Here is a 21,435-nt window from a genome sequence, read left to right on the forward strand (position 1 = left end):
TACCTCACCCCTTTTCTATTGTCATTTCCACTTTATGATGATGGGGAATTGCTTCAGGAAGCAGGAGCTTTTTTCCGTTTAGCAAAACGGTCAGCTCGGCAATTTGTGAATGGATCCAGTAGTATGCGGGTTTCGTTTCATGCAAATCCCCCATAATGACAAATCCATCTTCCACTTTCACGCTTCCTTCCTTTTCATTCGGTACGCCGGCCCCAAAAGATTGAAACTTCGTTTCGATTAATGTAAAAGTCTTGTTTTTTTCAATTAACAACTTTTCTTCCCAGATTGTTTTTTCAACAGAATGCCGCCAATGGATAACAATTTCATCTCCGGGGTAAACTGTTTCTCTTACACATTCCGCAGCTGTGTCCTTGTCACAGATCACGAGTTGGAGCGGCTTCTTCATTCCAAATAATAAATTGATAAGCATAAGGCAGACAGCTATTGCGCTGAACAAAAGTACATTTTTTCGAAAGAGGGGCCGCCAATGAATGCTTTCTATTTTAATACGCCTTCCTCTTTAAAATACTTTTCCGCACCAGGATGAAGCGGAATGCCCAAACCTTCTGTCGCATGTTGGATATCAATGTCTTCTGCCGCGCTATGGGCATCTTTTAACACATCGAGATTTTCAAAAATCGCTTTCGTCATATGATAGACTTCTTCCTCTGTTAAATCTTTACTGACAATCATGGCATTGGTAATGGAAATAGCTGGAACGTCCTCTTTATTGCTGTATGCTCCGGCCGGGATAACAGTTTTACCCAAGTATGAGTACTCTTTCGTCAAATATTCCATGGCATCATCTTCTATCGGAATGATTTTTACGCCATGAGATGTTTCCAAGTCCATGATGGCTGAGTTGGGAATGCCGCTGCTGAGCACCGCGGCATGAACAATGCCATTTTTCATTTGTTCTACCGATTCCGCAAAAGATAAGTAGTCTGGTGTAATGTCATCATAGCTCAACCCATGCCCTTCAAATAAGACGCGGGCAGCCAACTCTGTTCCTGAATTTGGTGCTCCCACCGCCACTTTTTTTCCTTTTAAGTCGCTAAAAGACTCAATACCGGAGTCTGCTGTCGTAATAATGTGCAGATAATTTGGATAAAATGCCGCAAGCGACCTTAAATCTTTCTTCGGGTCTTCGCCTTCAAAAGCGCCTGTTCCTTCATATGCCTGGAATCCAGTATCTCCCGTAATAAAAGCAAGTTCCGCCCTTCCGCTTAAAACAAGGTTGACATTTTCTACTGATGCCTGTGTCGCCTGTACAGAGGCATCCGCTCCCAACTGTTCCTGCAAAAGCGTGGCAAGTGCTCCTCCCAACGGGTAATACACTCCAGAAGTACCTCCGGTCGCAATCGTCACAAATAAATCTTCAAATGAAGCCTCTCCGTCTTTTCCATTATCTTTTCCTCCGGAAGTCTTCTCACCACCCCCGCAGGCAGCCAAAAACAGAATGAAAACAAAACATAAAGCCGATATTTTTTTCATTTTTTTGACCCTCTTTCTATTGTTTGTTCGCTCATTGTCAAAATTGCAAAAAACATGCCATCTTCAATTCTCTTGTTATATATAGCGCTTACATAAAAAAGAGCGTTAAAAAGCGGCAAATTTTTCCGCTTACCGGAATGTTTTGCCGCTTTCTTTGTAACATCTTAATTTTTCCCGCAAACCTCTCTCGCTAATTCCCAGCATTTTTGCTGTTTTTTTTCTGTGGTTTTCATTCCTTTTCAGTGTAGCGAGAATTACTTTTTCTTCAATTTCTTTTAACGGCAAGCCAACGAGGGTGTCGATTGCCGTATCGACATGTTGTCGAAGAGCGCCGCCAGCTTTTGTTTCATCGATGAAGCGGTTTGGCAAATCATGTAACTGAATCGTTTTTCCTTGTACGACAATCATGGCCGATTCGACGATATTCGCCAATTCTCTAATATTTCCCGGAAAATGATAGTTGATCAGCCACTTTAATGCCTGTTCGGAAAAGCCTTCTACCTGTTTGTTCATTTCTTTGTTAAACTTTGCAATAAAATGATTCAGTAAAAGCGGCACATCTTGCCGCCTTTCCCGAAGAGGCGGCATACGGATTTCCATCACATTCAAACGGTAGTATAGATCTTCTCTAAATGTTCCTTCTTCAACCGCTTTTTTTAAATCTTTATTGGTCGCGGCAATAATCCGCACATCAAGTTTTATCGCCTTGTCCGCGCCCAATGGAGTAACTTCCCTCTGCTGGATGACACGAAGCAGTTTGGCCTGCAAGGAAAGTGGCATATCCCCTATTTCATCCAAAAAAATAGTTCCTTTTTGCGCCAACTGAAATTTTCCTTCTCTTTTATACAAAGCCCCTGTAAATGCGCCTTTCTCATGGCCAAACAACTCACTTTCCAGTAATTGTTCGGGAATGGCGGAGCAATTGACAACCTCGAAATGCTCTTTTTTCCTTTTACCCGAAAAGTGAATGGCTCTGACAACTAACTCTTTTCCCGTCCCGCTCTCGCCAGTTACCAAAATAGTAGAATCAATATCTTTTACCTTATCAATCAGTTCAAACAGTTTTTTCATACTGGGACATGTTCCGATCATTCCTTCAAAAGCATATCTTTTTTCCAGCTCCTGGCTTAATTGTTCAACCCTTTTATTTAACTGTAAAAATTCTGCCGCCTGCTTAAGAACGGAAAACAATTCTTCCATATGAAGAGGTTTGGTAAGATACGAATATGCCCCTTTTTTAATGGCTTCAACAGAAGACGAAATGGAACCGTAGGCTGTCATCATAATGACAATCGTTTCAGGCTGGATATTCTTTATATCTTCCAATACTTGTAATCCATCTGTATGCCCCAACTTTAAATCGAGTAAACAGAGATCCACTTCTTCCTGCTTGATCAATTGTAATCCTTCTAATGGATCAGTCGTAGCTTGTACATCAAAATCATCTTCCAATGCAAATTGGAGGGATGAGCAAATGGCTGCTTCATCATCAATGATTAACAATTTCATGATGCCTGCTCTCCTTTTTTGGGAATTTTAAAATAAAAGTGCTCCCTTCCCCGAGCTTGCTCTCCAAAGCGAGACTCCCGTTATTCTCAATGACAAATTGTTTGGAAAGTGAAAGGCCCAATCCGGTGCCATGTTCTTTGGAAGTATAGAAGGGCTCAAAAATCTTCTTTGCCTGTTCAGCCGTCATGCCTTCCCCTTTGTCTCTAATAGTGATGACGGCTTCATCTCCCAAACATAAAGCGTTTACATATAATGTTTTTTCTCGCCGCACATGTTCCATTGATTCAATGGCATTTAAAAAAAGGTTGATCAATACTTGCTTCACCTGGCTTTCATCGGCCTCAATCCAAAGATTCGGCACAATGTCATATTCGATTTTGATATTTTTATTTTCCATATTCTGTTTAAACAATCGAATGACGTTTTTCAATAATGGCCCGATATCAAACCGTTTTTTCTCCTTGGAAACCGGCTTGGCGTAATGGATTAACCCTTCAATTAGTTGATTGAGCCGATCAATTTCCTTTGGGACAAGCGTTGCTATTTCATTTCTGAACCGCGCATTTTCCATTTTTTTTGGAATGAGTTGGACAAATGTCTTGATAGAAGTGAGCGGGTTTCGAATCTCATGGGCAATTCCGGCTACTAATTGAATGAGTGCCCGGCTTTTTTCCTCCTCTTGTAATTGGTCCTTTAATTGTTTTTCAACTGTAACGTCTTCAAACATGAGCAATACTCCTGAAATGCTTTGGTCAATATCATAGAGAGGATGGATGTCATATCGGATAATGGCGGGTGCCCCGCTTGGCGATGTGGTTTTTAATTCCTCTCCCATAATATTTTTACCAGAACCAAGCACAGCGTGTTTTCGCCCTTTCAGCATCTTGGACAGGAAAGAAAATTCATTCATGCGCCTGCCGGTCGGCTTCTGTTCTACACCGAGCATATTCATGGCCATTCTATTAATGGATGTAATGTATCCGTACAGGGAAAAAGTGATAACCCCCCGCGCGCTTGACTCCAGAATCTGTTCTTTTAGTTGGTCACTGTTTTTGGTTTTTTGAATTTGCCGCTTTAAAGATTCATTCATCATTTGCAAATCATGCGTCTTTAAAGCCACTTCTTTCTCCAGTTCGCGGTTCCACTTATAAACGACTAAAAATACTACAATAGCGAAAATGACAATAAATATGAGAAATTCCCTTATTTTCTTCAATTTTTCACTTAGCGGCGATTCAAAATTCTCGAACCATTTATGATAGATATCGGAATAACTTTCCGTCAGTTTGATTTGCCGGATTCCAAGGTTTAGTTGGTGCAGCAACGAGTAGTTTCCCTTTTGAACGGCAAAAGAGTATTCGAGGGGGAGCAAATGGGTGTTGATCAACTGATATTTGTCTTCCAATCCATTTTCTTCCAAAAAATATTTCGCAGTAATATAGTTTCCAACAAAAGCGTCAGCACGCTCTTTAAACAAAATGTTGATAGCTGTTTTAGGCTGATGGGCCGAATGGTAATGGATATCCCGGATATTTCGTAAAAAATCATATTCCGGCGTCCGATATTGAATCGCAATCCGCTGTTCTTGCAAATCGGTTACACTTTGTACCGGGCTGTTCTTTGGGACAAGCACACCCGCTGCAGACACGATGTACCGTTCGGAAAATTCCACACGCTCACTTAAATCCCCCGTAAAGGGAACCCCGAGTATGATGTCTATTTCCTGTTTTTGCAACGCTTCAATGCTCTTTTCAACATTCATCGGGATATATTTCACACGAAAACCGCTGTGCTTGGCCACTTTATTCATAAAATCGATATTGAATCCGGTGTATTCGCCATCTTTTTCAAACTGGTATGGGGGAAAATTCGGATCGAATCCTACTAACAGAACGTGTTGTTCCCGAATGTCAGGCACCGTCTCTTTACCGCCGTTTACTTCCTGATCAGTGTCTGCTAATGCTGTAACAAAAAAGAACAGATAAAAGATTGCGAGTAACAGAGCAGTCTTTTTAAACAGAAACATGCACCTCCCTTGATTGTTGCCTGGCCTGGTGATACTAGATTAGCCCAGCAACGAAAGAGGCGCAACTTTGTTATGCCATTTAGTAAAGAAGAATGCCCAGCCCTCCGGCGACCACGATGACCAACATCGGATGCCATTTGTATTTCAGCAAAGCAAGTAAGCAAAGTAAAAAGAGCAGACCTCCAATCAAAGAATCTTTTGTAAAAGCGAGCAGCCCGTTTGATTGGGCAAATGAAAAAGCGGCAAAGATGATCAGTGCCGTGATGATCGGGCGCATGCCGTAAAAAGCGGATTGAACAACAGGAGCCTCGTTGATTTTGTAAAAAAAAGAAGCAAGCAAAAGAACGATCAAAACGGAAGGCAGTGTCATGGCAAGGGCCGCCGTTGCTCCGCCCCAAAACCCCGCCACATGAAATCCAATGAAAACCGCTGTATTTGTGGCGATTGGTCCTGGGGACATGCCCGCCACCGCGATAACATCGATCAGTTCTTGGGAAGTCATCCAGCCATGGCGCTCCACTTCAAGCTGAATCATCGGTATGATCGCATATCCGCCCCCAAAAGATACAAAGCCGATTAACAAAAAGGTCAAAAACAGATCCAACAGCATCTAATCAGCCTTCCCTTCCGATTGTGACTTGCATGCGGACACGTTTTTTCTCTTCCTTTTTACGCGATGGATCGCAACACCGGAGATCATTCCGGCAAAAATTAAAACAATCGGATGGGCATGGAAGACAATTAATAAGAACAGCGCAATCACCACTAAACCGAAAGTACTTTTATCCAAAATGGAAGATTTTGCAGCAGTAATAGCCGCATATACGATAAGCGCTACAACGGCGGGGCGAATTCCTCGAAAGGCCGCTTCGACGAAATCGTGATCCCGCACCGTTAAAAAGAGCAAACTTAACACAATGACAATGAAAAATGTCGGCGTCATCATTCCGACTGTCGCGGCCAGCGCTCCTTTTAAACCGGCGATCCGGTATCCGATAAAAGCTGAAGAATTAACCCCTACCGACCCCGGTGCCGATTGTCCAAGCGCAAAGGCATCAACAATTTCTTCTTCACTCATCCATTTTCGTTTGTCAACGATTTCTTTTTGCATGAGCGGCATCATCGCAAACCCGCCCCCAAACGTAACAGGGCTGATTTTCATAAATGTCCAACATATTTGGAGAAGGGTTCCAGTCCGATTCTCCTTCATATACTGCCGCCCCCTTTCTAAGTTGAATTAATTTCATTTCTGACGCATAACAGATACTGCGGGCGAGCGTTTTTTGCAGATCCGTTTTAGCCTCCTCATCGCTTCTACGGGGGCTTCCGCTCAAGCAATCCCCGCAGGATCGTCGGCTTTTCGTTCAAAATCCACTTAGTTGATTAAAAATATGATTCATATACTTGGATTGCGGCTCCCAAAGCGATTGCTTCTTCTTTGAGCGAACCTTTTTTAAATAAAGTGGAAACAGTTTCCGGCATAAACGTGTGGGCACGGGCACTGGTTACGGTCTCTTCAAAGAAAAAGTCCGTCTCATAAACAAGCATACCGTGGAGAACGATAAGATCGGGTCCTAACGCATTCATCATATTTGCCAACCCGACCCCAAGATAATAAGCGCTCTTTTTGGCGATAAATAAGGCCGTTCGGTCCCCCGCCTTCACCAGTTTCACCAATTGGCCAATATCTATTTCCAGGCCGGTTGCTCTCTTGTATTCATCCAGCATGGCTGGATAGGAGGAATAAGCCGTCAAACAGCCTTGCTTGCCGCAAATACATATTTTTCCGTCTGCCTTTACGATGATGTGGCCGAGGGCGCTGGCATCTCCTTTGCCGGTATAAAAAGGACTTCCCTCATATAAAAAGCCGCATCTAATTCCAAATCCCATAATGCAATACAAAATTCGCCGATACATTTCCCGATGAACAAAAAACTCGGAAGCTGCTCCGCTGTTGGCTCCGTTATCAACGATGATGCGGACCGGAAAACGGGAAAGCTGTTCGGGAATGCTTACCCTTTCCCACCCTTTTGCCAGGAAAGATTCCGGATGTAACAACGTTCCTTCAGAGCGTAAAATCGGGCCAACCGCCCCGACCCCAATCCCAAGTAATTGCGCAAAAGAGATTTTATACTGATGAAGCCATTTATGAATCACTTCATGAATTTCAGCAAACACAACATCTGGCGTATGAGCTTTTGTCATTGGGATCATATGACTTTTCATGATTGCAAATGTAAGGTCCGTTAAAACTATTCTCGTTTCCGTTCTGGATATATCAACACCGATCAGCCAAGCCGCAGATTCATTTATCTTATATAAAATCGGAGGCCTGCCCCCGCTTGATGGGCCCAGTCCTCCCTCTTTGATCAAGCCGTTTTCCAGCAGTTCATCAAGAATTCTTGTCATGGTTGTCGGTTTTGTTTGCACGAGATTAATCAAATCGGCCTTTGAAACCAAATTTCTTTTATGAATGTGCCTATATACTTGCTTATATAATTCATTTTTTCTTGAATCGTTTTCCAAAAATGTTTTCATCACGGGCAGGTCCTCCAAAGCACTTTATTCCTTTTCGGAAAAAAGCATGCGCGATCGGCATTTCCTTCATTATTAAATGTATAGAACCGCAACACATAATTCAAGGCTTTATGGTTAGATCAGGCTCCTTTGGAAGACAAATCTTGGAGCAACATGCTGGACGGGCAAAATGGGCGAAGCCCATAAAGAGGCTGCCGGCAAAAGTCTGATTGATCACTTTTGTCGGCAGCCCTATTTTTACATATTTTCTTGTTTCAATGCGTCGATAATATTTTCTTTTTTTACTTTCGAGCTTGAATACATCATGGAAATCCCAACGATCACAAAAACAGCAATGACGACATAAAGAATACTGAGCCACGGTAAAAAGAAATCGTAGGAAAACGCATGTCCCAAAGCATAGTAAATACAGTACATGGCCACGAAGCTCAACGGCAATCCGTACAATAATGCTTTGATTCCATAAAAGATGCTTTCATAATGAATCATCCGACTAAAGCCTTTCGGTGTCATCCCGACCGATTTCAGCATCGCAAATTCACGTTTTCGTAACGACACACTAGTCGATATCGTGTTTAAAATATTGGCGATGGAAATAATGGTTATTAAACTAATAAATCCATACGTAAACACTGATAAAATCAAAATTAATTGTTCATCCCGTTGTTTTTCTTGATAATGATTTGCGATAAAATGTTTTATTCTTTGAACTTCCTCTATCTTTTTCTGTGTTTTAACGGGATCCGTACTATTTAAGTATAAATAGGGGGTACTTTCTTCTTCTGACAATCCAAACTGTTTGAAAGTGGACTCTGATACGATCATATTTAATTCACCAAGCTCGGCATGCTTTATTCCCATCGGCACCTGGTCCGTAAACTTGGCAACCTTGATTTTACCGACAGATTGCAATTTTTCTTCTTCTGTTTCTTCTGTTTCTACTTCTTCATCTGTTTCATTTGTTTCATCGTCAATCGGCCTGAAAAGCTCAAGCTCCTCCCCTTCTTTCAGATGAATAGCCTTTGTTTCTGTATATTTCCCTGTGCCTGCATCCCCAAATTGGACGGTGTCATGCAAAATCGCGAAGGAACCATTTTTTAAATCATCAAAGCTTGCTCCTGCCTGCTTCGCATAGGCTTGTAATTTTTCATCCTTTAAAGCGTGTAATCTGATATTGTAATGGTATTTGCCATCTACTAACATGTCTTCAAAACCATCCCACTCACGAATGGGGTCCGCCACCTTATCAGCTTCAACCATTGAAACCAAGGTGGACTCTGTGATTAAATTGTAATCCGTAATCTCTTCCGTTTTTATGATATTGCGCAAAAATTGTTCATCATCTTCATAGCCAAGACCGACCTGAATATCATAATTGACCCTTTCTTGTTGCAGGGAAAGTGCTTTTTTCAAGTTGTCCGTAAAGAAAGAGACGGACAAAAATAAAACAATACTAATGACCAATGAAAAAATGGTCGCTTTGTATCTGCGTTTATGGCGCTTTAAGTTTTTCAAGCCTATTTCCGCTTCAATCCCAAATATCTTTCGCACCAACCTGGAAGTTTTGACCGCTTTACCCGTTAATTTTACATCGGCAGTTTGTCTAATCGCATCAATGGCGGAAATGCGGGACGCTTTAATGGCTGGCAGAAAACAGGAAATAAATATAGTTATAACAGATACGATCACCGCGGCAATAAGTGAGCCAGGTGTGACAGTTACTTTTAATGGGACCGTTACACTAAATACATTTTGGATCAGCGAATTAATAAACATAAATGTAATGGCTATGCCGCCAAGTCCGGCTAAAATGCCGATCGGGATACTAATTAACCCAATAACCATTCCTTCAAAAAAGACAGAATTCCGCTTTTGTTGTTTCGTTGCCCCCACACTCGCCATCATGCCTAAATGACGTGAGCGTTCGGAAACGGAAATCGCAAAGGCGTTATAAATTAAGGACACGGAACCGATAAGAATGATCGCCATGATCACAGCGGTAACAGAATAAAGAGCTTGACGCATGCCGTCACTTTTCACCACACCGGAATAACGAAGCAACTCAATGTTCACTTCATAATCGCTAATGCCAAGCGATTGGGCAAATTTCTCTGTATCCTTGTAAAAAGATCCGGTTAATTTTTTGGAGACGACACTGACATTCAGTGGCTCATCCTTTCCAATTGAATTCTCATTTAAATAGGATATGATAGTATATCCCGGCGACCAGGGAATCTCCCATTTAGGACGTTTCATGATTCCCACAATCGTAAATTCTTTCGCCTGCAGATCAACTAATTGTTCAGAGACTTCACCATTTTCATCATAATTTAAAGCAGAATCTTGTTGTAAAGGCCCTGTTATTTCTGATTGTGGTGCCTCCCTTTTTCCAATTTCCAACTTCATGGAACTGCCGATTTTATAATTGACCAGTGCCTCGGTGACTATTTCCTCCGAAATCACAACTTCATTTTCCTTTTTTGGCAGTCTCCCGCTTGACAGTTCAATCGGAAAATGTTGAAAGCCTTCTTTGTCATACGATTTTAAAAATACATATGGCCGGTATTCATCTTGGCTTCCTTCTAAATAAGCATAGCCTATATCTTTCGACAAAATCACTTTTTTGGTCTGTTCGTCTTTTTGTATCGCTTCCAGTTGCTCTGGATTCACGTCTCGATACAAGACATGCCATTCACCTTTATCGGCAATGGTTTGCCTTTTTAATAAGTCCATAAACGATACACCAATTGTCGATACGCCAGTTAACATCGCTACAGAAATAATCACACCGATAATCGTAACAAGGGTACGCCGCTTATTTTCCTTCAAGTGGCGGATCGTTACTTTATTCACGATATTCATGGACGAACCACCTCGTCCTTTTTGATGTTCCCATCTTCTATCGCGATAATCCGATCGGCTTGTAAAGCAATGCGCTCATCATGTGTAATGATGATCAAGGTTTGCTGATATGTTTTATTGAACATTTTTAATAGCTCAATGATGTCTGCACTATTTTGACTATCCAAGTTTCCTGTTGGTTCATCGGCTAACATGAGAGCTGGATTGCAAATCAAAGCCCGTCCAATTGAAACACGCTGCTGCTGCCCGCCAGAAAGCTGATTGGGCAAGTGATGCAGTCGATTCTCTAATCCTAAGCGGTTCACAATATCTTGAAATTGCTTTTCATCCACTTTATGCCCATCTAATAAAAGCGGCAATGTGATATTTTCCTCAACGGTCAACACCGGAATCAAATTATAAAATTGATAGATCAAACCGATTTGCCGACGGCGAAAAATCGCCAGCTGTGTTTCATTTAATTGGTATATATCCGTATTATCAACAAATACTTTCCCGTTTGTTGGCTGATCGACCCCGCCTAACAAATGCAGAAGTGTTGATTTCCCGGAGCCAGATGGCCCGATAATCGCGACAAACTCGCCTTTTTGGACCGAAAAAGAAATATTGTCTAAAGCCTTGACGGCTGTTTCCCCTTTTCCATATACTTTTGATAAATGTTCCACTCGCAAAATCTCCATTACGAAACCTCCATCCTTTCACATTAGCCCTCCCAAGGACTTGGACACTAAGTGTGTAATTTCATAGAATACAAATTATCAAGAATGCCTATCAACATGAAACGAACAAGACATTCTAAAATTTAAATACAAGTGATTAAAGAAGCGATGAAACTTTGGCGCAGATTCAGATTCTATACAATAGCGAGTTTAGTAAATCAATTAATCGATGTTCATCATGGAGGGAAACTGCCCCAATTAATGAAACAGACCGTGAAACTTGACCTGCTAGTCTTGGATGATTTGAGATTCATCCCTCTTTACAAAGGAGGAGCCGAACTGTTCTTTCATGTCGTTCCCGTGTTCCAACCTGCAATTTCGCCAGTGGAAACCAATGTCTTTAGAGACACGATTTTAACGACAACTGTCATTTAATCATTTATTACTTTTTACAAGCGACAGCTTCCGTTGTAAGCAGTCCTTATGGCATCTTTAATACTGTTGGCAAGCACGATACTTTTTCATGACATTTTTGCTTGCCAAATACATTGGTTACATAGTAATTCTCCGCCTAATTCTTAACAGATAACATCAGTAACTAAAGTTCAATCCGATAATCGGCAAAATCAGCGACAACTTCATCATGGGTAGCAACAATAATAGTCTTACCTGCTTCATTGAATTGTTTTAAGTGTTGTAATACAAGATCTCTATTGTCCGAATCTAATGCACCTGTAGGCTCGTCCGCTAAGATGATGGAGCATGGCTTTAACATTAATCTGGCTAACGCTACTCTTTGTTGTTGTCCACCACTTAGTTGATACACTTTATGAGAAAGTTTATCAACCAGTCCTACTTTGGATAATACTTCTTTTTTTAATTCTTGTTTGTTCTTTCCAGTAGTATTAAACTTTAAAGCGATCTCCAAGTTTTTATCTACCGTTTCCTGATCTATCAAAGCGTAATTTTGAAATAAAAAACCAACTTTATTTCGCAATAGACTTATTCTTTGTTTAGCATTAGAAAGCGATTGATTGTCAATCTTAATTTCACCCGAATCAAATGGTTCGATTCCACCAATCATATTCAGTAAGGTGGATTTTCCTGCACCACTTGGTCCGACTAATGCAACAATATCCCCGTCTTTTATGGTAAAGCTCAGGTTATGAATGATATTTTTCCCCAGATAACTCTTGATAAGCTTATTTACTTCAATCATTTGTTACTCCCCTTTTACTATTAATACGGTATTTTTATTTTCATAAATTCTTATTAGCATCGTAATGATAGCGATCTCGGCACATACAAATGTGGTGATAATCACAAAAAATAGCATACTCACTTTCTCTGAGAGTAAAGCGAAAGTGCTTAATATAACCAACCAAGACAGGAAGTTAAATAAGTAGAAGTTTTTATGTTTATCCCAAGTAGTATACCCATCTAATTAGCCCCTAAATGAACTTGGACAATAAGGGTAAAAAATAATATACTGCTTAATGTACCAAGGAGGCTAACAACATGACACGAAACAAACACTCCAAGGAGTTTAAATTACAAGTCATCAAAGAGGCCCAGGAGACAGGCAATAACAGCCTTGTTGCCCGCCGTTATGAACTGAATTCCAACATGGTATGCCGTTGGGTGCGGGAATATAAAGACGGAAAATATGGTGATGTTGATGTCGCTGTTTTACCAGATTTTGACCCGAAAGAAGTATCCAAGGAAAATGAAAAGCTTAAAACATTGCTTGGTGAAAAAGACCTTGAAATCGCGATTTTACGCGACATTATAAAAAAGAAAAACCCTCACTTGCTGAAAAAATTGAAGTAGCCGACCACTGGATTCAAAAAGGCTATTCTATTTCTAAGGTGCTAAAGGTCATAGGGATCGCTCGTTCCACCTATTATTACCAAAAGAACTACCGTGTGGAAGAGAAAAAAGTGAGTGAGGGACGTCCAGCACCAGGTTATTCCTTCACAGAAGACGGACGAAAAGTATCAGACGAACAAATCAAAGAATTCCTTCTGGAGGAAATTGCAGGCGATGGCTTCAACTATGGCTACCGCAAACTGACTAAGAGGCTTCGCCGCGAATATAGCCTTGTCATCAACAAGAAGAAAGTCTACCGGTTGTGCAAAGAGCTGGGTATCCTGCGTCCACAACGCAAAAAGAAGACCCAACACCCTAGGAAACTGGCACGAAACCGTACGATAACAGACTCAAACCAACTATGGGAAGCGGATATCAAATACGGCTACATCGAAGGGGAAGACCGGTTTTTCTTCGTCATGTCCATTATCGATGTATATGACCGTGGAATTGTCGCCTATCATAACGGATTAAGCTGTACAGCTAAAGATGCCGTCCAGGCACTTCAACAAGCATTGTTAAGACGCCAACAATTCAACGCAGCGATCAAACCAGTGATCCGAACAGACAATGGGCCACAGTTTGTTTCCCATACTTTTGAGGAATTTTGCGAAAAATACCATATGGAACATGAAAGAATTCCGCCAAGAACGCCGAATATGAATGCCCATATTGAATCTTTTCATCGAATTTTTGAAGATGATTGCCTCTCAAGGTGGCAGTTTGAAACCTATGCGCAAGCCTATGAAGCTGTCACGGATTTTATGGTCTTCTACAACGAAAGACGGATGCATTCAAGTATTTTGGACCTATCACCTCAGGAGTTTTACGAACAAAATAAGCATCATAAATTGGAAATCAAAGAGGTTCGCGTGTGATCGATTTGAGGGAGTCAGGGCCGATAGGAATCCTAGTCAGGCTACGAAAGGAGCCACAGCGCAGCTGCTTGCCATTTACCGCAGCGCCCGATTCTTAGTAGGCGGTGGAAGGGGTCGGGGCCCCGCCAACGAATACTTAGAATCGACTTGTCCGTGTTACCATCTGTTGCAGGCGAGCCTCTAGGCTTTTATTTTCGCTAACCTGCATGGATACCGCTACACGGACAAAAGCAAGGTCAATGGTGGCGGACAAGAAGCACAGAATCCAAAATCAAGAAATAGAGAGCTATTTTAAGAAAAAGATAGATTAAGAGTAACCATGTCCAAAATACGGGGGTTAATCCGCCCATGAATAGTCTTGACGGCGATAAATAGTTTATTTCTTTCCAAATAATTAACGGTAATAAACGCTAAGATAATGATAGAGACAATCAAGATTGCAACCAGTATCATTATATTAAGGATAAACGCCGTCTTTACAGAGGAAATTTCATAACCAACCTCTGTATAAATATTTGGTGTAGTTAAAATAGTACTTTCTAACTTACTTTTTTCGATAGTCGGCAATAGTTCTGTGTAAGGCTTACTCGCGTTATCTGTACGTACAAATAATCTACTACTTACTATGCTTAAATAAGCGGAAGGACCTAATGTATCTGCTGTTATCATGGCAAAGATAGGATCATTGGCATAATCTACTTGATAAGAGTCCCCATAATTAAATAGAAAATATTTTTTATCATGATCTATGTACGTAATTTGAATCTCTAACTTCTTTTGATTGTATTCCGTTTCTGTTAATTCACCGGCTACTAATGCATCCATATATTTTTGACCTCTAAACCAGTCCAGATAAGTTTTTCTAATATCATCTTCCGAGTCTTTATACTTTTTTGGTACATATAACTGTAAGGTAGTGTCGTTTGTTGTTGGAATTGGTTTGTTTATAGGTTTTATAAATTTTTTCACATACGTTTTATTGACTACGATGCTATTACCTTCATACGGGTCTAAACGATTAGGTTGTGCATTATTACTACCATCTGGCATTTGTACATAACCTTGGCTAGGTTCAATCAATAAACTGTCATCATTTACAAGGCGAAATAGCTCCCTTGATTTTTCCCCCAATTCAGTCTCGATTTGCTTTCTTTTGTTTGAATCGTCAGATGAATATTCTTGGTATTCTAAAATGGAGTAATTCCTTAACACATCCCACTCATCCAGTACGGTTAGTTTCTGTTTTAACTGATTGTAAGTTTCCAATAAATTTAATAACAGCGTGGTAATAATAATCGCATAAAAGACTTTGGAAGCCATATTTAGAACGGTGATCCTTTTTAATGGCCGTTTATGTTTTATCATAGCCGGAATATTCACTTCGCGGATAACAAATAACGAACATAAATAAATGAGGATTAATATCACGGAAAAAATGGAATAGACGATGAGCCAATAGAACAAGAACCCTTGTAACCCCTTAAAATGGTTATAGAAATATACGGAAATGATACCGATGATTCCTAATATTACGGTTACTAAAAAGAATTGTCTCAATTTTTCTCTAATGAATGTTTGAACGATATTTGCTGAACGATATCCGTGAAGCTTATATACGGCAATTTCGTTATAACGCATAAAAATTTCATAGAGCGTTACTAATAAAAATAAAAGGATATATACACCGAGTATGATGGCTAATGCGATATATGAAGGATTTGAGACAAGCATATCAAAAAAGGTTGTCGTTTTTTCAAGACTGTACTTAAATCCCATGTCTGTAAGTTTATTTTTTATGAGGTTTATATCCTTTGCATTATTTATTTGAAATGTATAAAAGCCGCGGATATTCTCTTCATTAGCTTCTTCGAAAGGGTACAAATAGACGGAAAAATTAGAATTAAACACGTCCATTTTTTTATTTAATGGAATCTGGTTAGTGTTATTAAATTCCTTATCAAATAATTCCTTATTATGTATAGATGCATATATTTTTAGGCTTTGTTGAGTTGCTCCTCCTCCATACATCACTTTTTTATAGATGTTAAATTGATTTTCTTTTGCGAATGTATCCAACTCTGTTAATAGTTGTTTAGGAGGGACAGATTTTGACCAGTCACCTACTGTGATGTTAAAATGATTTTCATTAGATTTGTAATACATACCAATTTCTTTCTGTTGATAAGTTAATATAATCGCTAAGTTTATTAAAATTAAACCAACTGTTAAAAACGCGATCCAAACTTTTTTCATGCTGTTCCTCCTTGCTAATAAAGCGGAATAGTAAAAAGTTCATAATACCTTAACTTAAGAACTCAAAGAACAAAAAATTGTCTCTCCCTAAATAATTAGCTTAAGAGTGCTTTTGTCTAAATTTAGGGGTTTTATATTCCGCTTTCACGTCTTAAACATAGTGTATCGTTTGAAAATGACGTTAAAGTGACTCTAAAGTGACATTTGAGTCACATACAAAGAGGTTTTCTTGATATTCTGATTGCTGATTGAATGCCACGGAGGGATGGAATTCAATTTAAATGGCACCATTCTTTTTTCCGCTTTCAAAAAACGGAATCCGCTGGTAATGTCCTAACTTTTTCTGAGTGGTAAGCCAAGAAAAACTTCGGAAGCACCCTCTTATTTTTTGAATAATTCTGAAAATAAATAATGGACAACAAGACAACAAAAGATTCTGTTGGTATTGTCAACGCACGTGAAAAAATGAGAGGTCGGGACGGAACGATGCAATTAGGCGATTTCGTGTGAGCAATTGTGCACCGCTGTTGTATTCGTTCAATACGATTTTTGCGCCTGAGCAGCCGGGATCACCATAGTCTTACTTACGCTGCAATTACTTCGTTCCGGAATTCTAAACATGTTAAATAATTTGTTTGTAAAACTTAATATGGAAGGCCGTTCCTTCTCCTGGTTGGCTTTGGACATCAACCGTACCGTTTTGGCTCGTCACAATGGAATGAGCCATAGAGAGGCCAATTCCAACACTGTCTTTATCGGCCGTTTTCCCTTTATAAAACCGCTTAAAAATATGCGGCAAATCTTCTGAAGGAATTCCTATTCCATTGTCTGCTATCTTTATTTCGGTGAACAAAGCATTTTCTCTATAGGAAATCGCAATCGTCCCGCCAATCGGTGTATGTTCCACGCAGTTTTTTAACATATTGATGAGCGCCTCCGCCGTCCAATTGAAATCGCCAATAAACGTCACATCATCCTTTTTCTCTATTTGAACGGTTTGCATTTTAATATCAATGGGAACAAGGACAGGTTCTAAGGCTTTTTCAATTAACTCCTGCACGTTAATCGGCTCTTTTTTAAATGGTACACTGCCTGCATCAATTTTTGATAATTTTAATAAAGAAGAAACAAGCCATTCGATTCTTTCAAGCTGAACTTGGAGATTTTGAACAAATTCCTTCCGTTTAGAAGTTGGCAAATGATCATCACTCAATAAATCAGCCATGACGGTCATCGATGTTAAGGGCGTTTTTAATTGATGAGAAATATCGGATATAGCATTCACTAAGTGAATTTTATCCTTCTTTAACAAGTTGCCCTGTTCTGACAGCATCAGCGTCACTTTATAGATTTCGTTTTTTAATATACTTAATTCCCCTTCACGGTTATCCCGAATATCGAGTGTGTAATGACCGGCTGATATTTTTCGTAAATAAGCTGAGAGTTTTTCAAGATTACGATAGCGCCACCAAGTAAATGCAAAAAAAACACTGATGAGCATTCCAATAGTAGCCAGTAAAATATAGAGAGGAAGGATGGAAGTCATCACATTCCACATGACCGCAGCTATTGAAATGATACTAACAATTAAAAATAAAATACGGATCTCTATATTTCTCCACATATCAATCCCCAACCTTATAGCCTAATCCGCGAATTGTTTTGATCAATTGAGGATGTTGCGGATCATCTTCCAGCTTTTCACGTAATCTTTTAATATAGACAGTTAACGTATTATCGTTCACAAAATCGCCGGCTACATCCCAAATTTGCTCTAAAAGCTGATTACGTGATAGGACTTGGCCAATATGGTTCGCAAAAACAAGCAATAAACGATATTCCAACGCTGTTAAAATCAGCTCTTCACCGTTTTTATACACTTTTCCCTCTAACACATTAATCCGAACGGGGCCGATATCAATGTTCGCTTTTGCTTTCGGCTGCTTTTGATAGCGGCGCAACACGGATTTGATTCTTGATAATAGCTCCCGAATGCGGAAAGGCTTTGTAATATAGTCATCAGCCCCCATATCCAGCCCCATCACGACATTGACCTCTTCATCTATAGCCGTTAAAAATATGACCGGAATATCTCCATTCCTTTTCGCCATTTTGCATAATTCATAACCGCTCCCATCAGGCAAGGATAAATCAAATAAGCATAAGTCAATTTCCGCAAAATGCTTGGTTAAGTAATCCTGAGCAGATGCGGCATTATAGCACAGCGTTGTTTCATAACCATCTTGTTGCAGCGAATACTCTAAACCGGAAGCAATCGTCCGATCATCTTCAACAAGTAAAATACGCACGATCTCACCTCTGCCTTCTGCGCTAATCGAAATAGTTCCAGTTTTTTTGATACTTTACGTCTAACAAATTTAATAGGCCCCGGGCAAGCAATCAGTTGCGTTTGCCATTTATGTCATCAGGCCGTGTCTTTTATACAATCCTAACCCTCTTCTCCATTATCTTTCTTCCCCGCTTTTACATCAAGCGCTTCTACTATAAAAAAACTGGCTTCCGCTGTCAAAAGCAGAAACCAATTTCAATATTTTACTATGTTCTTCACCACAGTGCAATCGCGCCATCGGTTCTAGATTCTGTTCCGGCTACCAATACACCCGTTTCAGGGTCTCTCCAAATAATTTGGCCTCTGCCGAAGTTATTCGTTTCCAGCGCAATTCTTATATCATGTCCCAAATACGCCAAATCGCCAGCAATATGATGTGGGAATCTTTGTTCTACTTCAACTGTCCTTCCTTTTATCCATTGCCAGCGCGGTGCATCAAGCGCCGCTTGAGGATGGAGGCCAAAGTCGATTGAATTCATGATTACTTGAACATGGCCTTGGGGCTGCATGAAACCACCCATGACACCAAACGGACCAACAGCTTGACCGCCTTTCGTCAAGAATCCGGGAATAATGGTGTGAAATGTTTTTTTTCCACCTTCCAAAGCGTTCACATGAGTGGGATCCAATGAAAAGTTGTTTCCGCGGTTTTGCAATGCGATCCCTGTTCCCGGAACTACCAGACCAGAACCAAATCCCATGTAATTGCTTTGAATAAACGAAACCATATTTCCTTCCTTATCTGCGGTGGCCAAATAGACGGTCCCGCCTTTGAACGGCTCACCCGGCTGAGGCAAGCAGGCTTCTGCCGAAATCAGTTTGCGGCGCTCCTCGGCGTAGGCTTCACTTAATATTTCTTCCACCGAATATGTCATACGCTCCAAATCCGTAATAAACTTATACCCATCGACATAGGCCAACTTCATCGCTTCTATTTGCTTATGGTAAGTATCGAGTGATTCTTTGCTCGCAAATTCAAAACCTTTCAAAATATTTAATGCTTGAAGCGCCACAATGCCTTGGCCATTTGGAGGAATTTCCCACACATCATATCCGCGGTAATGGATGCCGATCGGCTCTACCCATTCGGGTTCATATTCCGCTAAGTCTTCTTCCGTAAAGAATCCTCCGGTTTCCTTGGAGAATTGAACAATTTTATCGGCTATTTCTCCATGGTAAAATGATTTACCATCGGTTTCGGCAATCATCCTCAATGTCGCGGCATGATCTTTTGAGGACCATACTTCCCCAACACTTGGAGCACGATTGTTTGGAGCAAAAGTATCAAACCAATACTTGAACATGTCCTCTTTTAAATGCTGTGAAAAAGCAAGATAAGCTTTTTTCCAAAACCGGCTGAGAGTGGGAGATACCGGATAACCCTCTTCGGCATATGTAATCGCATCCTTTAATACTTCCTTTAGCGGCAATTTTCCGAATCTCCTTGACAATTCCGCCCACGCTCCGGGTACACCCGGCACTGTTACAGGAATCCAGCCAAATTTGGGCATGGCATCATAACCCATTTGTTTAACCTTTTCAATTGAAATGTGTTTGGGAGCACGTCCACTTCCATTTAAACCATGGAGCTTTCCTTTTGTCCAAACAAGCGCAAAGGCATCCCCTCCGATTCCATTTGACGTCGGCTCACATACGGTAAGGCAGGCCGCAGTTGCAATTGCGGCATCGATAGCGTTTCCGCCTTTTTGCAAGATTGCCAGTCCGGCCTGAGCGGCAAGCGGTTGTGATGTGGCAACAACACCATTTTTGGCATAAGCCGAGTTCCTCGTAATGGGATAAGGGTGTGACAAGTGATTACAAGTAATCAACAATCTCCCTCCTTTTGATAACTAGTTGCATAGTTGATTTTCTATCCAGCCGGAAAACTGGTAACCATGAAAAAATACTGGAGCATGGAGTACGGGCAACTATGAGATGGCCTGTAGCTCCTAAGCGTTTTCTCATTAACTCCTGATCTTTATCCACACCATTCCTGTAAACATGCCCGCCTTAGTTGATGATTTTTTCTGATTGTTCATCCATTTCTCCAACCTAATCATGTATGCACTTACAAAAATTTGTCAAGCCCCACCCTTAAATTGAAAGGATTGTCGAAAAAGGAAAAACGATGCTGATTTTTATACGATGAAACAAACGAACAAAACGATCATAAAATCCCACAAAAACTTTCTTTTGATATATAATATAGCAAATATTATTTTCGTTTCGTATGTTTTTTTAAAATATGAATAGCAATCCGTTCCCGCGCAATTAATGAGGATAAAATATATATTTCGCAACTTCTTTGATTGATTTATATGATCGGCATGTGGATATAGCGTTCAAAGGATTTTGAAAGAGTTTTTTTGCGAAGAGCGGGAATGGCAAATATGAGAATAACGGGCGCATACAGAAAGTTCTTTAGGCGGGTAACATTCAAAATCAGTCGTGATATATTAACAAGACTATTAATCATAGAGGTGAGTACCATCCAATCCAAAGATACATTTGCAGAAAATATGATGCCTTCTTTGACATTAAATGAAACGGATCAAAAAATCATTGAGATACTTCTTGAAAACGCCAGAATTTCTTATACCGATTTAGCCAAACAAATCGGGATTTCCAGAGTAGCTGTACAATCCCGGATTCAATCATTGGTTGATGAAGGAGTGATCGAACGTTTTACAGCAGTTGTTAATCCGATAAAAGTCGGTATTCAGGTCTCCGCTTTTTTCAATGTGGATGTAGAACCAAAATATTTGGATAAAATAGCGGAAAAATTGGCTTTGCATCCCGCCGTTACCAGCCTTTATCATATGACAGGACCCAGTACCCTTCATATGCATGGTGTCTTTAAAAATATGAAAGAAATGGAAGAATTTCTTCTTGAAACACTATACTCCATGAAAGGCATCATGCGTGTGGATACCCAGATGCTTTTAAAGCGCTACAAAAGCAGGATGGGGCTTAAACTATAATCGTATACAGGGGGGA

Annotated in this window: 17 protein-coding genes; 3 read left to right on the forward strand and 14 right to left on the reverse strand. The window is 40.3% G+C overall.

Annotated elements, in window-relative coordinates:
• Nucleotides 1-4: 4 nt before the first annotated feature.
• From NST31_RS06060 to NST31_RS06100, 9 genes are all read right to left on the reverse strand, one after another.
• Nucleotides 5-430 carry a DUF1850 domain-containing protein gene (locus NST31_RS06060; RefSeq protein ID WP_339164561.1) on the reverse strand — a complete coding sequence of 142 codons (426 nt, stop codon included), beginning with the start codon at nt 428-430 and terminating at the stop codon, nt 5-7.
• A 68-nt stretch (nt 431-498) separates the two neighbouring features.
• Nucleotides 499-1,494: a TAXI family TRAP transporter solute-binding subunit gene (locus tag NST31_RS06065; RefSeq protein ID WP_339164563.1), complete on the reverse strand. Its 996-nt coding sequence runs from the start codon at nt 1,492-1,494 to the stop codon at nt 499-501.
• Nucleotides 1,495-1,623: 129 nt separating this feature from the next.
• Nucleotides 1,624-3,003 carry a sigma-54 dependent transcriptional regulator gene (locus tag NST31_RS06070; protein ID WP_339164564.1) on the reverse strand — a complete coding sequence of 460 codons (1,380 nt, stop codon included), beginning with the start codon at nt 3,001-3,003 and terminating at the stop codon, nt 1,624-1,626.
• Nucleotides 2,984-5,029 carry a transporter substrate-binding domain-containing protein gene (locus NST31_RS06075; RefSeq protein ID WP_077113101.1) on the reverse strand — a complete coding sequence of 682 codons (2,046 nt, stop codon included), beginning with the start codon at nt 5,027-5,029 and terminating at the stop codon, nt 2,984-2,986. The genes NST31_RS06070 and NST31_RS06075 overlap by 20 nt, the downstream gene beginning before the upstream one ends.
• Before the next feature lie 79 nt (nt 5,030-5,108).
• The gene (locus NST31_RS06080) at nt 5,109-5,639 is read right to left on the reverse strand and encodes a chromate transporter (RefSeq protein WP_077113100.1); all 531 of its coding nucleotides are present in this window, start codon (nt 5,637-5,639) and stop codon (nt 5,109-5,111) included.
• On the reverse strand, nt 5,640-6,239 hold the full coding sequence (locus NST31_RS06085) for a chromate transporter (RefSeq protein WP_077113099.1): 600 nt from the start codon (nt 6,237-6,239) through the stop codon (nt 5,640-5,642). It abuts the gene before it with no gap.
• 173 nt (nt 6,240-6,412) lie between these two features.
• Nucleotides 6,413-7,567: an ROK family protein gene (locus tag NST31_RS06090; protein ID WP_236016996.1), complete on the reverse strand. Its 1,155-nt coding sequence runs from the start codon at nt 7,565-7,567 to the stop codon at nt 6,413-6,415.
• Between the two features lie 237 nt (nt 7,568-7,804).
• The gene (locus tag NST31_RS06095) at nt 7,805-10,429 is read right to left on the reverse strand and encodes an ABC transporter permease (protein ID WP_339164565.1); all 2,625 of its coding nucleotides are present in this window, start codon (nt 10,427-10,429) and stop codon (nt 7,805-7,807) included.
• Complete coding sequence (locus tag NST31_RS06100; RefSeq protein WP_339164566.1) at nt 10,426-11,109, reverse strand: ABC transporter ATP-binding protein; 684 nt, start codon at nt 11,107-11,109, stop codon at nt 10,426-10,428. The genes NST31_RS06095 and NST31_RS06100 overlap by 4 nt, the downstream gene beginning before the upstream one ends.
• Before the next feature lie 147 nt (nt 11,110-11,256).
• On the opposite strand from NST31_RS06100, the gene NST31_RS06105 reads away from it, so the two are divergent.
• Complete coding sequence (locus NST31_RS06105) at nt 11,257-11,523, forward strand: ATP-binding protein (RefSeq protein WP_339164567.1); 267 nt, start codon at nt 11,257-11,259, stop codon at nt 11,521-11,523.
• Between the two features lie 163 nt (nt 11,524-11,686).
• On the opposite strand, the gene NST31_RS06110 is transcribed toward NST31_RS06105, so the two are convergent.
• Entirely contained in the window at nt 11,687-12,307 is a 621-nt protein-coding gene (locus tag NST31_RS06110; RefSeq protein WP_339164569.1) for a putative bacteriocin export ABC transporter, read from the reverse strand.
• Between the two features lie 299 nt (nt 12,308-12,606).
• Here NST31_RS06110 and NST31_RS06115 point away from each other — a divergent pair.
• Nucleotides 12,607-13,835 (forward strand): IS3 family transposase gene (locus NST31_RS06115; protein WP_212951973.1). Its coding sequence is split into 2 segments (ribosomal slippage): nt 12,607-12,895 and nt 12,895-13,835, totalling 1,230 coding nucleotides; the frame shifts between segments, so codons are not numbered across the junction.
• Between the two features lie 291 nt (nt 13,836-14,126).
• Here the strand turns inward: NST31_RS06115 and NST31_RS06120 are convergent.
• From NST31_RS06120 to NST31_RS06135, 4 genes are all read right to left on the reverse strand, one after another.
• The gene (locus NST31_RS06120) at nt 14,127-16,088 is read right to left on the reverse strand and encodes a hypothetical protein (protein WP_339164570.1); all 1,962 of its coding nucleotides are present in this window, start codon (nt 16,086-16,088) and stop codon (nt 14,127-14,129) included.
• Between the two features lie 622 nt (nt 16,089-16,710).
• Nucleotides 16,711-17,712 (reverse strand): HAMP domain-containing sensor histidine kinase, encoded by a 1,002-nt coding sequence (locus NST31_RS06125; RefSeq protein ID WP_339164571.1) that lies wholly within the window; start codon nt 17,710-17,712, stop codon nt 16,711-16,713.
• A gap of 1 nt (nt 17,713) precedes the next feature.
• Complete coding sequence (locus NST31_RS06130; protein WP_077113092.1) at nt 17,714-18,397, reverse strand: response regulator transcription factor; 684 nt, start codon at nt 18,395-18,397, stop codon at nt 17,714-17,716.
• Nucleotides 18,398-18,653: 256 nt separating this feature from the next.
• Entirely contained in the window at nt 18,654-20,267 is a 1,614-nt protein-coding gene (locus NST31_RS06135) for a gamma-glutamyltransferase family protein (RefSeq protein ID WP_077113091.1), read from the reverse strand.
• A 690-nt stretch (nt 20,268-20,957) separates the two neighbouring features.
• Between NST31_RS06135 and NST31_RS06140 the strand changes: the two genes are divergently transcribed.
• Nucleotides 20,958-21,419, forward strand: a complete 462-nt coding sequence (locus tag NST31_RS06140) for an Lrp/AsnC family transcriptional regulator (RefSeq protein ID WP_077113185.1) — start codon at nt 20,958-20,960, stop codon at nt 21,417-21,419.
• Nucleotides 21,420-21,435: the final 16 nt, after the last annotated feature.

Origin of the sequence: Siminovitchia sp. FSL W7-1587 (assembly GCF_037963795.1) — a bacterium.
GTDB classification, from domain to species: Bacteria; Bacillota; Bacilli; order Bacillales; family Bacillaceae_C; genus Siminovitchia; species Siminovitchia thermophila.

What these genes read in the sequence shown, in the direction of transcription:
- NST31_RS06070 (WP_339164564.1), bottom strand. Translation starts at nt 3,003, where the DNA reads ATGAAATTGTTAATCATTGATGATGAAGCAGCCATTTGCTCATCCCTC.
- NST31_RS06060 (WP_339164561.1), bottom strand. Translation starts at nt 430, where the DNA reads ATGCTTATCAATTTATTATTTGGAATGAAGAAGCCGCTCCAACTCGTG.
- NST31_RS06085 (WP_077113099.1), bottom strand. Translation starts at nt 6,239, where the DNA reads ATGAAGGAGAATCGGACTGGAACCCTTCTCCAAATATGTTGGACATTT.
- NST31_RS06075 (WP_077113101.1), bottom strand. Translation starts at nt 5,029, where the DNA reads ATGTTTCTGTTTAAAAAGACTGCTCTGTTACTCGCAATCTTTTATCTG.
- NST31_RS06125 (WP_339164571.1), bottom strand. Translation starts at nt 17,712, where the DNA reads ATGTGGAGAAATATAGAGATCCGTATTTTATTTTTAATTGTTAGTATC.
- NST31_RS06095 (WP_339164565.1), bottom strand. Translation starts at nt 10,429, where the DNA reads ATGAATATCGTGAATAAAGTAACGATCCGCCACTTGAAGGAAAATAAG.
- NST31_RS06100 (WP_339164566.1), bottom strand. Translation starts at nt 11,109, where the DNA reads ATGGAGATTTTGCGAGTGGAACATTTATCAAAAGTATATGGAAAAGGG.
- NST31_RS06120 (WP_339164570.1), bottom strand. Translation starts at nt 16,088, where the DNA reads ATGAAAAAAGTTTGGATCGCGTTTTTAACAGTTGGTTTAATTTTAATA.
- NST31_RS06080 (WP_077113100.1), bottom strand. Translation starts at nt 5,639, where the DNA reads ATGCTGTTGGATCTGTTTTTGACCTTTTTGTTAATCGGCTTTGTATCT.
- NST31_RS06140 (WP_077113185.1), top strand. Translation starts at nt 20,958, where the DNA reads ATGATGCCTTCTTTGACATTAAATGAAACGGATCAAAAAATCATTGAG.
- NST31_RS06090 (WP_236016996.1), bottom strand. Translation starts at nt 7,567, where the DNA reads ATGAAAACATTTTTGGAAAACGATTCAAGAAAAAATGAATTATATAAG.
- NST31_RS06105 (WP_339164567.1), top strand. Translation starts at nt 11,257, where the DNA reads ATGAAACTTTGGCGCAGATTCAGATTCTATACAATAGCGAGTTTAGTA.
- NST31_RS06110 (WP_339164569.1), bottom strand. Translation starts at nt 12,307, where the DNA reads ATGATTGAAGTAAATAAGCTTATCAAGAGTTATCTGGGGAAAAATATC.
- NST31_RS06065 (WP_339164563.1), bottom strand. Translation starts at nt 1,494, where the DNA reads ATGAAAAAAATATCGGCTTTATGTTTTGTTTTCATTCTGTTTTTGGCT.